The following is a 14718-nucleotide window of genomic DNA, read 5'->3' on the forward strand; positions in this document are numbered from 1 at the left end:
TGATCGATATGCCCAATATCAGATTAACCCCAAATTTAGAATATAATAAGCAGATGCTTTTTAATAGCCATTGAACCTATGAGGATAACTTATGGTAATGATACTTGGTATTAGTGGGGTATCCGGTGCAGGTAAATCAACACTCGCTGCAACTCTGGCAAAGGATTTAGGTGCTGTTCTCATCAGTTGGGATGAGTTTGATGCAATTTCAATCGTTCCAGAGGATTATGTTGAATGGCATCAACGCGGACAAGATTATCAAGAATGGAATTACCGTGAACTTGCTCATGTTCTTAAGGTATTGAGGTCAGGAAACGCTATTGAGCACCCTATAACTCATGAGGTATTGAAACCGACTGAGTTTATTATTTTTGATGCACCTTTAGGTCGTTTGCATCAGCAGACTGGACAATATATTGATTTATGCGTGCATATTGAAGTTCCTTTAGATGTTTCATTATGTAGAAGAGTGTTGCGTGATTATAGAGAAGAAAATAAGGACAAAGAGAAGGTTTTGGAGGAGTTGGCGTTTTATTTGAATGAAGCACGAATTTTATTTTTTGATGAGGAACTGAAAAAATGTGCGGATGTTATTCTTGACGGCATGGCTAAAATCGAGTCTCAAGTAGCATTCGTTAAGAGTTTTTTAAGTCATGGGAAAATGTAGTCATGCAAACAAATCCTGTTATTGAACTGATGTATTGGTTTGAAAGGGAACGAGAATCAGGAGCTTGTGTTCTATACCTATCGACAGGATCAATAGTCAGATGTTCGAGAATATGATTATTATATAATCAATGGCATTTTTGCTGCTTAACATCCTAAAAATTGTTTACCCAGATCGAATGAAAAGAAGTTAGATGAACCCAAGGGACTGATTCACCTAACTTTATAACCATTTATTTTCTTATAGGAGATGGCAACGAATTCTGCTCAGCTAGCCTATCATAAGCTTTTATCAAACAATCGGTAGCGCATTGTGTAACTCGTTCATAGTCGTCAACAGTGAGTACCGTTTCAAAATGTTTGAATAGTTTTTCAATAACATCTGGCAGTTCTAGTCCTAAAAAGGACACACTCGATTGGTTTTCACTAGCAAATTGCATTCTTAAATGAAGAATAAATTTTTCAGGGGATGGCTTATGGACAAATGAACGAACAAATGGCCTTAAAAGAATGGAATATTCTTTTGATAAACCTCTTAGCTTTTCAGTCGCTTCGAGAGCTGTTTCTGCATCCTTGCCACTTGCTAATAAAAATAGCTGGACTGCCATTTGAATGGCGGGATTAAATTGTTTCCCTTTGTACACTGGACTTTCTTGCTGCAAATTCATGGCGGCAAACAGCAAAGAATGAGCAATTTTTGCTAGAGACTTTTCAGCTCTTTTGCCGTCTGAATATTCAGTTCTTGAATAGAAATAGGCGTCAGCCCATTTTTTGAATTCAGTTAAAAACATCTGACTGCCTTCCGTATTTTGGGCCAAAATAGGTTGTGGCAAAAGAATTTCCTGTGCAAGATTAGGTTGTTGCATCGTTGACACCTGAACATGTACCTCTTCCACCATCATGGACGCTATATCAGTTGCAGCGGTACTTAAAAGTTCCAAGCCACTCAAATCAAAAGAAGTATTTTCAGTCTCAAAATGTCTTGATTCCGAACTGGATGCACTGCTTTGATCCTTGGTATGATCCTTTTTCTTCTTTGGATTGGATAAATCTTCTGTATCTGCATAACTATCATCGGTTTCAACGTGATAACGTTTTGCTGTTTGTTGTGGCGGTGGACTATCGAGTAAATTTCGTGCTGATTTAAGCCCTTCCTGAATGGAGTCCAGGAGTGTACTGTCAATTGAAAGTTGTTCTCGAAGAATCCGATCTTTATATCTCTTAGCCAGAACTTTGTTAAAATGAGTATATTCAGCAATAATATCTGTTAAATCTTCTCGTACTGAGCTGGAACTTTGTAAGTTGTTCTTTAATATATAAAAAAGCCGCATCTCAGCTTGAATAAATTTAATCTTATGGAGCTGAAAGTTCGCGATCAGCAGATGCTCTGAGTGTTCTTTAGTTAAGAGGGAAGGAGGGAGTATTGCGGTGGAATTAATAATTCGTTGAAAACAAGCACTTGCTTTGTTACAAAGATTCAGTAGATTATCAAGGTTTTGGCTATTATTTTTTTTTGCAATTGCATAATGAATGTAGCTGGACGCCATCGTTAATAAAGCCTGGTTATTGTCCAATAAGTCAAAAGCAGATACTTTTTTGTAGAGTTTTCTTAAATAGGAGTTAGGAATCTCCTCAAACAGTCCAATATTTTCAGCCAATAAGTCTAGCTGCGTTGGATCAGCTAAATAATTATCTAAATTGGTTTGTATTTTTTTAAGTATTTTCGTTAATTTAGACATGGGTTCCCTTCGGTAAAATTGATATTATTTAAGGCCAACAGCCCAAGGCTGTGCCACTCATTTTTTATGAAGGGCGAATTATGATGCAGAATGATGAAAAAAACACTATCAAAATGACACTTTTTTTGTGACATTGTTCAGTATATAGAGTTTTGATGCAGGTTGAGTTTTAGAACCCAACCTGTGTCAGCACTACATCCCAGAATAATTAGGCCCACCGCCTCCTTCAGGCGCATGCCAGACAATATTTTGTCGCGGATCTTTGATATCACAGGTTTTACAATGAATGCAATTTTGAGCATTGATTTGTAACCTGGGTCCATTTTCTTCGTCAATGATTTCATATACTCCTGCAGGGCAATAACGACTCTCAGGTGATGCATAAGTTTTTAAATTGACCTCTATTGCCAATTGAGGTTTTTTTAAGACAAGATGGCAGGGCTGATTTTCCTCATGATAGGTGTTGGATAAAAAAACAGATGAAAGCCTATCGAAAGTAAGAACTCCATCAGGTTTAGGGTAGTCAATTTTCTTGGCTTTTCCTGCTGGAATTAAGGTGTTGTAATCAGCATGATTTCTCAAGGTCCATGGAGAATGGCCTTGGGTAATATAAGTTTCCAGTGCGGCATTGAGCAAACCTGGAATCAAGCCGTATTTGAACCCTGGTCTTATGTTACGTACCGAATAAAGCTCTTTATCCAGCCAGGAGCTTTTGATTTTCTGGGGATAGTTGGTAAGTTCAAATGGAGCGGGGTGATCTTGCTGTAATGACTCAAAGCATGCTTCTGCTGCGAGCATACCTGATTGCATTGCTGTATGGATTCCTTTAATTTTAGGCACATTAAGGAACCCCGCTGCATCACCAATTAATGCGCCACCAGGAAAAGTAAGTTTGGGGAGTGATTGCCAGCCCCCTTCAATCAGTGCTCGCGCACCATAGCTGATTCGCTCACCCCCAGTTAATAGCGGTTGTATCAATGGATGTGTTTTAAATCGCTGAAATTCAGCAAAAGGACTCAGCCATGGATTTTTATAATCTAAGCCGACCACAAAACCAATGGCAACACGATGATTAGACAAATGATATAGAAATGAACCACCATAAGTTGCGTGATCCATTGGCCAGCCTACAGTATGGATGACTTTGCCAGGCTTATGTTGTTCTGGTTGGACCTGCCAGATTTCTTTTATACCTAGACCATAAGTTTGGGGGTTGGCTTTATCCCTAAGGTGATAGCGAGACATTAGGCTTTGGCTAAGCTGTCCTCGACATCCTTCGGCGAGCAAAGTTTGTTTCGCAAGTAAATGCATTCCAGGCTGGTAATTATTTGTTTTTTCTTTATTTTTGTCTAGGCCTACACTCCCAGTTGCAACTCCAATCACTTGATTTTGATCATTATAAAGTGCTTGAACGGCAGCAAATCCAGGATAGATCTCACAACCCAGGGATTCTGCCTGTTGCGCGAGAAATATGCAAAGCTCCCCCAGGCTAATAATATAGTTGCCTTCGTTATGCATCGGTTTAGGAGTTGGAAGTTTGTAGGCGTTTTTTTTAGTCAGAAAATAAAAAAAATCTTCAGTTACTGCAGTATCTAGAGGTGCATCTTGCCAAGTTTCTGGAAGAAGCTCTTCAAGACTTCTAGGCTCTAAAACTGCTCCGGAAAGAATATGAGACCCGATTTGAGCTCCTTTTTCTAGAATGCAAACTGATAATTCTTTTTGAGCGGCTAAAGCCAATTGTTTTAGTTTAATCGCGGCAGATAACCCCGCCGGTCCTGCTCCGACGATGATTACATCAAATTCCATGGTTTCGTATTCCACTCGCGCTCCTAACTCTGATTTCAAAAGATAAAATAATCGCTTTTCTATCCTTTAAGATCAAGATTTATATTGAAAATTATGAAATAGGTTTCTAGTCAAGTGCAGGAGGGGAGCCCTGGCTACGGAGTATTAGCCGGGCTTACCATTGTTATTGATAAATGAGAAATGAATCATTGTCTTCACTACAATCAGTTGTTCCGGTAAGCACTGACACAGTTGAGCGAGTAACGAGGGAAACAAGGCTATGAGGGATACTGAGAACAATCAGTAATGCACCGGTGACAGTGCCAAGAAGTGTTAAACCTTCAAGAGCGAGGCTGTTTGCGATGCCTTCTAATGCTGTATTACGATGTTCAGCACTCATCATTATAATTGAGGCCAGTCCATACAATAGGAAGCCTACGAAATAACACGCGGCTATAAGTGCGGTAAATGCCATAAGAGCTGCACCAATTGTAGAAGCTAAAGGATACCAAATCGGTGCCAGTAATTCGCCTGCAAGCTCTTTGCCATTTTGATATGGAGTAAAGAAACCCGGACGTTCTCGGTACTTACTTACCGCTCGTTGCATAATTCCTGAGAGGTAATTTTCATCCTCTGCTTCATCATTTAAATCTAATATTTCGCTTATTTCATACCAGCCCATTAAATTTAACATAAAATCTTCTCGATGATTTATCTTTGCGCAGGGTATCTAATTTTATCAATACAGTCAATGAGTTAAAATCATTCAGCATGTTAGCCTAACTTTTATCCTTGGAGCCAAGAATCATGTTTTAAGCAATGCATTACTTTAGATAAAAGAATCACCGAATCGGGTAAAATAGGCTAAACTGAGGTGTAGAATATTCAAAAGGAGCTGGTGAATGAAAACAGTACTTGGTTTATTACTTCTCAGTTGTTCGATGATGAGCTTTGCAAATGATACCTCTACTATGCAAGTGAATGCGAATAATTCTAATTTTGTGGTGACGTTACCTGCTAATCCAACTACAGGATTTCAATGGAAGGTAGTTAGTTTTGATAAAAATTTATTAATCCTCAGCAACAGTTCTTATGAAAAGCCACAGACTAATCTCATTGGGGCTGGTGGGCAAATGCATTTTACTTTTCAATTGCAGAAAGGGAAAAGTTATCCTGCAAGTACTATGATTGTACTTAAATATGCCCGTTCTTGGGAGCCTAATACTGCCACAGTTAAAAAAATTAAAGTGAATTTTGTAAAAAACTGATAAGAATTAATGATGTTCACTGGACATCCAAATTCCGTCAAAGAGAAATAAAAAGATTAATTTGATCTAATTTTTTTATCTCACAATGCCTCCCAACATTCAAGTGGCAACAAGAGTTTTTGGGGTTTTCTTGGACGAGTTCAGCTCTGTTGAAATTTTTGTATTATTTAATACACTCTTAATTAGAATAGTCCGATTCAGAGTGTTAACTATAATTATCAGACAGTAAGAAAGAGAAATTGGATAATAACAATAATAAGGATGTTCTCTCATGAAAAAAATTATAGTTTGTGGCGCATTGTTTCATTTAAGTTGGGTTCCAATATATGCTGCACAAACTCCAGCTATTCTCTCTGAAAGCATATCTACCAATTTCAAACATCATCCAGGGATAAAAAAAGTAGAGACAACTCACCCAAAAAAGAACACGACAACAAAAAAGCCACAATCAGTTGCAATCAATTGTGATTATCGGATTTCTGGTGACACTCAAAAAATTGATAAAGCCTTGGTTGTAAGCTGGGCCGAATATGCTGTACTCCATTCTTTTGATTTTGATTCTCAGTCTTTTGATACACAGTTGAAGAATTTAAGAGCTTGCTACACTAAAAATGGGTGGACTAGTTTCGTTAATGCATTACACGATTCAAAAAATATTAATTCGATTAAAACTCAAAATCTAATGGTGAGCAGCACCTTAGATGGGGAAGTTCAATTGATTGATACTCAGGAAAATCAATGGCAAATAAATGTACCCATTAAAGTTCTTTATAAAAATGATAAGGAAGAGGTGACGCATTTTCTTAATGTTTACACAATTATCAGCTGGAGAAACGCATTTAAACTCGGCATCGCTCAAATTGTCGCAACACCACGTGCTGCCGCGTTATCTCAAAAGGCAATAACAATAAGAGAAGCAATGAAAGGATTTTCTTTGAGTGTTACTCAGCAAATGGATAATGTTGAAAACATACAAAAAACGGTTGCTGCGTTTCTTACTTCCTTATTCACCAGTGCTCCAATAAAGTCTTTTTCTGAGTTCGATAAAGTGCTAAATCTGCCTGAGTTGTGTCTAAAACCAGTGCAAAATGATGCTCGACCTCTAGTTGAAGTACAAAAAAATCAGGTACCCAATCATAAGAAATCAGTGGAAGCTCAGCCAGTAAATTTAGCTTCTATCGATAAAAATTCTGATGAATTTCTGGGGATAGCAAATCCTTCCAAAGTTAATGGATTTCAATGGGCTCAAAATCAGTTTCTTGCCATTAAATCAGATTTCGTCGATACAAAATTGCCTCAGTTACTCACCTATTTCAAAGAACAAGGTGCAGTTGGATTAAAAGTTGCATTAGAACATTTAGATCAAATCGAAACACTAAAAACTCAAAATTTAGATAGCCAACAGGGAGACACGAAACGCCAACTCGTCGAAAATAAAAAAAATCAATGGAATATTAGTTTCCCCATGCAGCTAGTCGACCAAAATGATAAAAATCAAATGACTCAATTAAATGTAAATTTAACCATAGGCAGAAAAAACAGTGGTGAGCTTGTCGTTTTAAAAACGAATGTTATTCCGAGCGTTAATTCCGCATCATCCAATCATGCTCAAGTTTTGGCATCCAATGCGCATATCTCTTCGATTAATCAACGAGCTGGTTCCATGCAACAGGCTAATAAAATACAACCTGTGCAAGATCTCAAACCTTTGCAAGCCACTCAAGTTCCAAAAATTATCTTGAACACTACTTCTGAACTACTGCAGACTCCAGAAGTAATCAATTGTGATCTCAAAGTTCCGGAGGGAATTACCCAGATCGATGAAGAACTGGTTAAAAAATGGGCGGAAAATGCCGCAATCCAGTCTTTTGATTTTAACTCGGATTCTATAGATACTCAGTTACAGAAATTAAAGTCTTGTTATACAGCAAAAGGTTGGCAGCACTTTAAGAATGCTTTAGATAAATCAGGAAACATTGAGGCTATCAAATCACAAAATCTTAGGATGAGCAGTAAGGTGAGTGGTCAAACAAAAATCATTGCAACTCGGAATAATCAATGGAATATGGAGTTACTTTTACAAGTTGTTTATCAAAACAAACAAATTAAAGTAATTAAATTTTTGACAGTTGATTTAACCATGGAGCGTAAACCCTCTGGGGATTTTGGTATTGCGCGAATTATTGCTACCCTCAATGATCCCGCTAACGCAAATACTGCGGCGACTCCTTTATCCAATAAGAACATTGACCCAGTTCAAAACGCGCAACAAGTTCAAGCGGAACAACAAAAGAAAGCAGACTTTATTGATTGTGATTATAAAGTTCCTGCTGAAACTCCTGAAATCAATGATAACATTATATCGGATTGGGCTCAGTATGCTGTAACAAAATCGTTTAATTTTGACTCCGAGGCCATAGATTTACAATTGAAGAAATTGCAGTCTTGCTATACCGATCAGGCTTGGTATGAGTTTATAAGTTCCTTGGAAAAATCAGGCAACATGAAAACATTCAAAACCAAAAAATTAAGGGCAACAAGCCAAATAGATGGAAAAATACAAATTGTTGAAACTAGAGACAATACATGGACACTAAGCCTTCCTTTAAAGATTAATTATCAATATGAAAATGGGAATGTAATCCAATTACTTAAAATTGATTTAACCATTGGTCGTAAAAACAATGGTGGCCTTGGGATTATCCAACTCAATTCCTCTTTACGGGTCGCTTCAATTCCAAGAAGCATGGAGTTTCTTGCAAATCCTGAGTATGCATTCGGTTAAAAAGTGAGGAAAATGGGGTAGGGGGATGTACATCACTAGTGCAACGGGAGATCTCGTGTTATAAATAAGCTGCTACAGCTTGGATATCTCTCGTTGCACTAGGGATGATGTTGGCTGGTTATGCACCAAGAATCAAATTTTTTTCAATTTAAATGGCAAATATCTTGGTTCCCAAAACATATCTGCTACCAATTTCTCCAAATCTGCGTCATGGTTTTTTTGGGCAAGGCCAGAATCGATTGCACAACGTGCTACAGCCACTGCGATTTCCTTAGCAACAGTCTGGGCATCATCCAGCGAAGGTAATAAAGGTAAATAACTTTCCTTTTTACTTGGTGCAAATTTACATAATGCATGTGCTGCAGCCAGAATCATTTCTTTTGTTAATTTTGTTGCATTAACAGCAAGTACTCCCAAACCTATTCCCGGAAAAACCAATGCATTATTGCATTGGGCAATTTGTACCATGCGATTATGGTATTCAACAGCAGGAAAAGCAGTCCCTGTAGCAATTAATGCCCGTCCCTGACTCCATGTTAAAATATCTGCAGGTTTCGCTTCGCATCGTTCATCAGGATTTGATAATGGAAATATAATAGGGCGTTCACAATTAATCGACATCGTCTCAATGATGTCTTGAGAGAATGCTCCGGGTTGAGCAGAACAACCGATAAGAATAGTCGGTTTAACATGTCTTACAGTATCAGTCAGTGAAGGGTGTTGTTTTTCATTGATAGCCCATGCCTCAATTTCTTTGGCGTTACGAGCATAGCATTTCTGTGCCTCAGTGAGGTCAGGGTCGGTATTGAGCAATAGCCCTTGGCGGTCAATGAGCCAAAAACGCTGATAGGCTTCTTCATGACTGAGTCCTTCGCGAACCATGGCGTCAATAATCTGATCGCTAATCCCTGTTCCTGCCGATCCCGCTCCAAATACCACAATACGCTGTTCATGTAATTTTGAACCGGTTACATCGCATGCCGCCAATAAAGCAGCTAATGTCACTGCACCAGTACCTTGAATATCATCATTAAAGGTACACAGTTGATCTTGAAATTTATCCAAAATGCGTCGGGCATTGCCTCGACCAAAATCCTCCCAGTGTAAAAAGGCATTGGGGAATTGTTTGTGAATTTCATGAACAAAGGTTGAAATGAATTCATCGTATGCTGCTGAATTAATTCGTGGGTGGCGGCAGCCCAGGTACATGGGATCATTAAGAAGCTCTTGGTTGTTTGTACCTGCATCAAGAAAAATTGGCAGAGTACGGGTCGGCTCAATACCGCCACACAAACAATAAACCATCAGTTTGGCAACAGGAATATCCATGCCTCCAATCCCTTGGTCCCCAATTCCCAATACACCTTCTCCATCGGTAACTACGATTACATCAATTTCAGGATTGGAGCGATTTTTTAATATTTCATCGATTTGATTTTTATCTGAGTGAGAAATATACAATCCTCTCGGTTGCCTGTACTCATGACTAAAGCGTTTTACAGCGGTTCCAACTATAGGGGTATATATTACGGGCAGCATTTCACCTAAATGCCGATTGATTAATTTATAGAAAAGGATCTGATTCTTATCATGTAAGTTATTTAGATAAATATTTTGTTGTAACCGTGTGGTATAACTCGAATATTGTAAGTAGGCGCGTTTGACTTGCTCATCCAATGTTTCAACTCGATGAGGAAGCTTACCTAAAAGTCCAAACTCTTTTCTTTCTTCATTAGTAAATGCTGTACCCTTATTTAATTGGGGCGTGGTAAGGAGTGGTTTACCACAAAGAGAAGTTTCAATATATTGTTCTCCTGTTTGCAGATCACGTAGCAATTTAAAATCAAGCATGGTTATCTCTTAAGATGGCGTTAGCAGTTGTCTAATGATAATATCGCTTTTTTGTAGTTTATAATAGGTTGAGTATGAATAAATATTTGGCAGTGCTATTCGTAATTTTAGGAGTGACATCATGTTCGCAAAACAATGAACATTATTACAAATCGCACCCCAATGAATTGCAACAAGCGATAAAGAGTTGTCCACAAAGACAACCACGGGGCTTGACCTGCGACCAACTCGAAGCCCTTGCCAATCGGATGAACCAATTGGCTTATCAATTACAGCTCAGTCCCCAAGGTTTTGGAAAAAAAATACTGGCTTTGCAGGAAACTATAGCAAAGCAGCAGGAACAATTAAAAACTGAGGCTACTAATACCAATTTAGCCGCCGAGTTAACTAAAAACAAAAGTGACTTAACGGATCATTTGGCAGTAGTAAAATGGTTTGAATCACCAACGAGTTAAAAATGAATGTATTGATAAGTAATGATGATGGGGTTTTTGCACCTGGAATTAATGTGCTAGCAAAAGAATTATCAACGTGTGTGAATGTTGAGGTGGTTGCGCCAGATAGAAATCGAAGTGGTGCAAGTAACTCTTTGACCCTGTCTCAACCAATTAAAGTCAAAAAACTAGACAATGGTTATCATAGTGTTGAGGGTACACCGACTGATTGCGTACATTTAGCCATAACTGGTCTTTTAGATACCCAATTTGACATGGTTGTTTCTGGAATAAATGATGGTGCTAACTTAGGGGATGATACTCTTTATTCCGGCACTGTAGCTGCCGCAGTGGAGGGGCGCTATTTAGGTTTGCCTGCTCTTGCGATTTCTATGGTGGGAGATAACATACAACATTATGAAACAGCCGCTATTATTGCCAAGCATTTGGTGATGAAATTGAGCAAACACAGCCTTCCGTCACAAACTATTTTAAATATTAATGTCCCTGACAGGCCATTACATCAATTAAAGGGGTTGCAAGTTACTCGCTTAGGAACTCGGCATAGCGCGGAACCTATTGTGAAAGACCAGGATCCCAGAGGACGCCCTATTTACTGGATAGGTTTGCCAGGACCACAAGCAGATGCGGGTCCTGGAACTGATTTTTATGCAATAAGCGAAGGGTATGTTTCAATTACACCACTTCATTTGGACATGACGAATTACAAAATGTTTGATCAATTAGCCAATTGGCTCAATGGGATCCGCATCGAATAAAACAATTGTGTTTGAGGTAATCAATGATAGGTACATTTTGCAAAAGATTATTATGTCTTTTCCTCGTCATCACCTTAGTTGGATGTGGTAGCAATTTAGCTCCTGTTACTGAGTTAAAGTGGAATCCCTGGCGTCAACAAAAAGTTTATGTTGTGAAACATGGAGATACGCTCTTTTCCATTGCTTTTCGTTATGATACGGATTACCGAACTCTGGCACGCTTGAATCATATCGGCCCCCCCTACTCATTAAGGGTTGGGCAGGTAATCAACTTACGAGGTATAATTCCAAGACATAGGCAATCAGTTCATCGAAACGTTCCAATGAGGCATTACTCCTTAAGACTTCCAACAAGGCCTTATGTCATTCATTCCCCTGCAAACCGATTTGCTCGTTCTCCTTCAGGATGGTTGTGGCCTGTGAGTGGGCGTGTGGTTACCTCCTTTGTACCTGAACAAGGTAAAAAAGGCATAAATATTGCTTCTAGAAAAGGAGAGAAGGTAATCGCTGCGGCAGCTGGGGTAGTCGCCTATGCTGGAAGTGGTCTGGCTGGATATGGTAACTTAATTATTATCAAGCATAATTACGGTTATTTAACTGCTTACGGGAATAACTCAAAAATTATGGTTTCCGAAGGACAACATGTAAAAGCAGGGCAAATTATTGCCGAAGTTGGGGTTGTAGATCGTAAATATACCGGTGTTCATTTTGAAATCAGAAAATCGGGTATACCTGTCAATCCATTGAATTATCTACAAAAAGGTTGACAGATAGCTTATAGTTATAGCAACAATAATCTTTGTTTTGAAGTATAATGTAGTTATGGAATAAATTTCGCAACATGACTAACACTATAGGTGAAAAAGAATGCACGAAGACGATGAGTCAATTAAAGAACCGGAACTTAAGGATGGGGAATGGACTGAACCAGACGATGAATCGCTCTTAATGGCTGAAGACATTGATTCGCTTCTTGAAAAAGATGATGAAGATGAAGAGCTTCATGATTTTACTGATGATATCGCATTTCCTACTTTTCGTGGCAAAAATGCTCTCAAAATGATGGATGCGACTCAACTGTATTTGAGCGAAATCGGATTTTCTCCTTTACTTAGCGCTGAAGAAGAAGTGCATTATGCAACCCTTGCTTTGAAGGGAGATGTTGCTGCTCGGAAAAAAATGATTGAGTCCAATTTACGTTTGGTCGTTAAAATTTCACGTCGTTATCTTAATCGCGGTTTGCCACTTCTTGATTTAATTGAAGAAGGGAATTTAGGGTTAATGAAGTCCGTAGAGAAATTTGATCCGAAACGAGGTTTTCGATTTTCCACTTATGCGACGTGGTGGATAAGGCAAACGATTGAACGTGCTATCATGAATCAAACCCGAACAATTCGCTTACCTATCCATGTAGTTAAAGAGCTGAATGTGTATCTTAGGGCGGCAAGGCAACTCACGCAAAAATTAGATCATGAGCCTTCACCCGAAGAAATTGCAGAAATGGTTGATAAGCCTCTCGAAGATGTGCAAAAGCTGCTGGGCTTAAACGATAAGGTAACTTCTGTAGATACCCCCATAGGCTTCGATGAAAATAAATCACTATTGGATACGATCGCTGATGAAAACAGTGTGAATCCTGCAGAACTCTTGACCAATGAAAATTTGCGCTTACATATAGAATCTTTATTGGATAAATTGACTGAAAATCAACAGCAGGTTATTGCAAGGAGATTTGGCCTGAGGGGTTTTGAAAAGGCAACTCTTGAGGATGTGGGTAAGGAAATTGATTTAACACGAGAACGCGTTCGTCAAATTCAAGTTGAAGCATTAAAGACATTGCGTGGTTTGTTGGAAAAAATGGGATTAACGCAGGAAGATTTGTTCTAAAGAGCCTCTCCCGCGTACGGGAGAGAGTTAGTTCGTTTAAGGGGATTAATCCGTTTTTTCTCAGCCAGATTTACGGAGACTCAAAATTTGCTTTAAGCCCTTGCCAGCAGTTTGCATAATCCTTTTGCATCTGAGGAATACGCATTGCTTGCTCCGTAACTTGCCATACGTCCTTTGTTTCAAACATAAAAGCTAAGGTATTTAAATAAAGTTCAGGTTTAAGTTTTTGTGTTGCAGCCTTTTCATAACTTATTTGATCCGGCCCATGGGGTGTCATGCAATTATGGATACTTACCCCACCTGGAGAAAATCCCTCTTTTTTTGCATCATACTCACCTCGAACAAGGCCCATGAGCTCATTCATGTAATTACGATGATAGTAAGGCGGTCTAAAGGTATGTTCAGCAACCATCCATCGAGGAGGGAATATGACGAAGTCTAAATTGGCTACGCCGGGTGTATCACTTTCTGATGTTAATACGGTGAAAATACTTGGATCAGGGTGATCAAAGCTTACCGTATTAATTGTATTAAATAAACTCAAGTCATAACAATAGGGTGCATAATTACCATGCCAGGCGACTACATTAAGGGGAGAGTGATTGCATTTCGCTGTCCATAATTTGTTTTGATACTTACAGATCAGAGTGGCTTCAGTAATACCTTGTTCAAATGCAGCAAGTGGATATTGAAAATGTCGAGGGTTAGCTAGACCGTTTGCGCCGATAGGTCCTAACTGCGGCAGAGTCAGTGGATTTCCGTTGTTTTCACAAAGGTATCCCTTGGTCTCAGGACCGACAAGCTCCATTTTGAATTTAACACCGCGGGGAATGACGGCTATCATCCCAGGACAAATATTTAATTTTCCAAATTCAGTGTGTAAATTAATTTCGCCAGAGTAGGGAACAAAAAGCATTTCTCCATCATGATTAGCAAAGTATTTGTTTTGCATGGATCGAGTACAATGATAAAGATACGTACTCACATGCTGAGTTCCAGCAAGGTGAAACATTCCTTCTACAAAATCAAAATCCTCCTCTTTAAATAAATCTATGGGAGACCAACGTAAAGGATTGGGTGACTGTTCTGCATGATAGGGTTTAAACAGTTCCATTTCATAGGCTTGATAGTTGCCTTGAACTACAGAAGGGAGAATTCGATAAAGCCAGCTGTGCAAATTATTTTGCCTTGGACGAGTAAAGGCCGTTCCACTTAATTGTTCAGCATAAAGCCCTAAGTTACAGTGTTGTGGTGAATTTTGGCTACTGGGTAAAGCACCTGGAACTGCTTCAGTTTGATGATGATTACCAAATCCTTGCAAATACACTGTTGATCTCCTTTAGCGTTTATGATTCATTGAATAGCTTGGGTGTTTGTATTCGTCATCCCAAGTCAACGAGGGAACACTACAATGTATTCGGGATGATAGGGGCAAATAAAGCACCAAGGCTACATTTCAAAAATTAAAAACTTAATGTTGGTGGCTACTATAGTCTAAAAAAGTTAAAAATGTCGAGCCTAAAT

General features: G+C 38.8%; 12 protein-coding genes. 7 read left to right on the forward strand and 5 right to left on the reverse strand.

What is annotated here, in order from left to right; translation table 11 throughout:
- Positions 1-91: 91 nt before the first annotated feature.
- Complete coding sequence (locus OQJ13_RS15155; RefSeq protein WP_265711689.1) at positions 92-667, forward strand: AAA family ATPase; 576 nt, start codon at positions 92-94, stop codon at positions 665-667.
- Between the two features lie 232 nt (positions 668-899).
- On the opposite strand, the gene OQJ13_RS15160 is transcribed toward OQJ13_RS15155, so the two are convergent.
- From OQJ13_RS15160 to OQJ13_RS15170, 3 genes are all read right to left on the reverse strand, one after another.
- On the reverse strand, positions 900-2405 hold the full coding sequence (locus OQJ13_RS15160) for a hypothetical protein (protein ID WP_265711690.1): 1506 nt from the start codon (positions 2403-2405) through the stop codon (positions 900-902).
- A 192-nt stretch (positions 2406-2597) separates the two neighbouring features.
- Positions 2598-4226: an electron transfer flavoprotein-ubiquinone oxidoreductase gene (locus OQJ13_RS15165; protein ID WP_416209915.1), complete on the reverse strand. Its 1629-nt coding sequence runs from the start codon at positions 4224-4226 to the stop codon at positions 2598-2600.
- Positions 4227-4374: 148 nt separating this feature from the next.
- Positions 4375-4884: a hypothetical protein gene (locus OQJ13_RS15170; protein ID WP_265711691.1), complete on the reverse strand. Its 510-nt coding sequence runs from the start codon at positions 4882-4884 to the stop codon at positions 4375-4377.
- A gap of 208 nt (positions 4885-5092) precedes the next feature.
- Between OQJ13_RS15170 and OQJ13_RS15175 the strand changes: the two genes are divergently transcribed.
- Positions 5093-5458, forward strand: a complete 366-nt coding sequence (locus OQJ13_RS15175) for a protease inhibitor I42 family protein (protein ID WP_265711692.1) — start codon at positions 5093-5095, stop codon at positions 5456-5458.
- A 271-nt stretch (positions 5459-5729) separates the two neighbouring features.
- Positions 5730-8243 carry a DotI/IcmL family type IV secretion protein gene (locus OQJ13_RS15180; RefSeq protein ID WP_265711693.1) on the forward strand — a complete coding sequence of 838 codons (2514 nt, stop codon included), beginning with the start codon at positions 5730-5732 and terminating at the stop codon, positions 8241-8243.
- A 132-nt stretch (positions 8244-8375) separates the two neighbouring features.
- Here OQJ13_RS15180 and OQJ13_RS15185 read toward each other — a convergent pair whose 3' ends face one another.
- On the reverse strand, positions 8376-10094 hold the full coding sequence (locus tag OQJ13_RS15185) for an NAD-dependent malic enzyme (protein WP_265711694.1): 1719 nt from the start codon (positions 10092-10094) through the stop codon (positions 8376-8378).
- Between the two features lie 74 nt (positions 10095-10168).
- Between OQJ13_RS15185 and OQJ13_RS15190 the strand changes: the two genes are divergently transcribed.
- From OQJ13_RS15190 to rpoS, 4 genes are all read left to right on the forward strand, one after another.
- Positions 10169-10549, forward strand: coding sequence for a hypothetical protein (locus tag OQJ13_RS15190; RefSeq protein ID WP_265711695.1), 381 nt, complete (start codon positions 10169-10171; stop codon positions 10547-10549).
- A gap of 2 nt (positions 10550-10551) precedes the next feature.
- The gene (surE, locus tag OQJ13_RS15195; protein ID WP_265711696.1) at positions 10552-11307 is read left to right on the forward strand and encodes a 5'/3'-nucleotidase SurE; all 756 of its coding nucleotides are present in this window, start codon (positions 10552-10554) and stop codon (positions 11305-11307) included.
- A gap of 23 nt (positions 11308-11330) precedes the next feature.
- Complete coding sequence (locus OQJ13_RS15200; RefSeq protein WP_265711697.1) at positions 11331-12074, forward strand: peptidoglycan DD-metalloendopeptidase family protein; 744 nt, start codon at positions 11331-11333, stop codon at positions 12072-12074.
- Positions 12075-12174: 100 nt separating this feature from the next.
- The gene (rpoS, locus tag OQJ13_RS15205; protein ID WP_028381925.1) at positions 12175-13194 is read left to right on the forward strand and encodes an RNA polymerase sigma factor RpoS; all 1020 of its coding nucleotides are present in this window, start codon (positions 12175-12177) and stop codon (positions 13192-13194) included.
- Positions 13195-13264: 70 nt separating this feature from the next.
- Here the strand turns inward: rpoS and hmgA are convergent, their stop codons facing one another.
- The gene (gene hmgA / locus OQJ13_RS15210; RefSeq protein WP_265711698.1) at positions 13265-14521 is read right to left on the reverse strand and encodes a homogentisate 1,2-dioxygenase; all 1257 of its coding nucleotides are present in this window, start codon (positions 14519-14521) and stop codon (positions 13265-13267) included.
- Positions 14522-14718 lie beyond the last annotated feature (197 nt).

The sequence above is a fragment of the Legionella sp. PATHC035 genome, from assembly GCF_026191115.1.
Taxonomy (GTDB): domain Bacteria; phylum Pseudomonadota; class Gammaproteobacteria; order Legionellales; family Legionellaceae; genus Legionella.

Excerpts from the sequence above, each read along its gene's own strand:
- OQJ13_RS15155 (WP_265711689.1), top strand. The coding sequence starts at position 92 with ATGGTAATGATACTTGGTATTAGTGGGGTATCCGGTGCAGGTAAATCA.
- OQJ13_RS15160 (WP_265711690.1), bottom strand. The coding sequence starts at position 2,405 with ATGTCTAAATTAACGAAAATACTTAAAAAAATACAAACCAATTTAGAT.
- OQJ13_RS15170 (WP_265711691.1), bottom strand. The coding sequence starts at position 4,884 with ATGTTAAATTTAATGGGCTGGTATGAAATAAGCGAAATATTAGATTTA.
- OQJ13_RS15175 (WP_265711692.1), top strand. The coding sequence starts at position 5,093 with ATGAAAACAGTACTTGGTTTATTACTTCTCAGTTGTTCGATGATGAGC.
- OQJ13_RS15180 (WP_265711693.1), top strand. The coding sequence starts at position 5,730 with ATGAAAAAAATTATAGTTTGTGGCGCATTGTTTCATTTAAGTTGGGTT.
- OQJ13_RS15185 (WP_265711694.1), bottom strand. The coding sequence starts at position 10,094 with ATGCTTGATTTTAAATTGCTACGTGATCTGCAAACAGGAGAACAATAT.
- OQJ13_RS15190 (WP_265711695.1), top strand. The coding sequence starts at position 10,169 with ATGAATAAATATTTGGCAGTGCTATTCGTAATTTTAGGAGTGACATCA.
- surE (WP_265711696.1), top strand. The coding sequence starts at position 10,552 with ATGAATGTATTGATAAGTAATGATGATGGGGTTTTTGCACCTGGAATT.
- OQJ13_RS15200 (WP_265711697.1), top strand. The coding sequence starts at position 11,331 with ATGATAGGTACATTTTGCAAAAGATTATTATGTCTTTTCCTCGTCATC.
- rpoS (WP_028381925.1), top strand. The coding sequence starts at position 12,175 with ATGCACGAAGACGATGAGTCAATTAAAGAACCGGAACTTAAGGATGGG.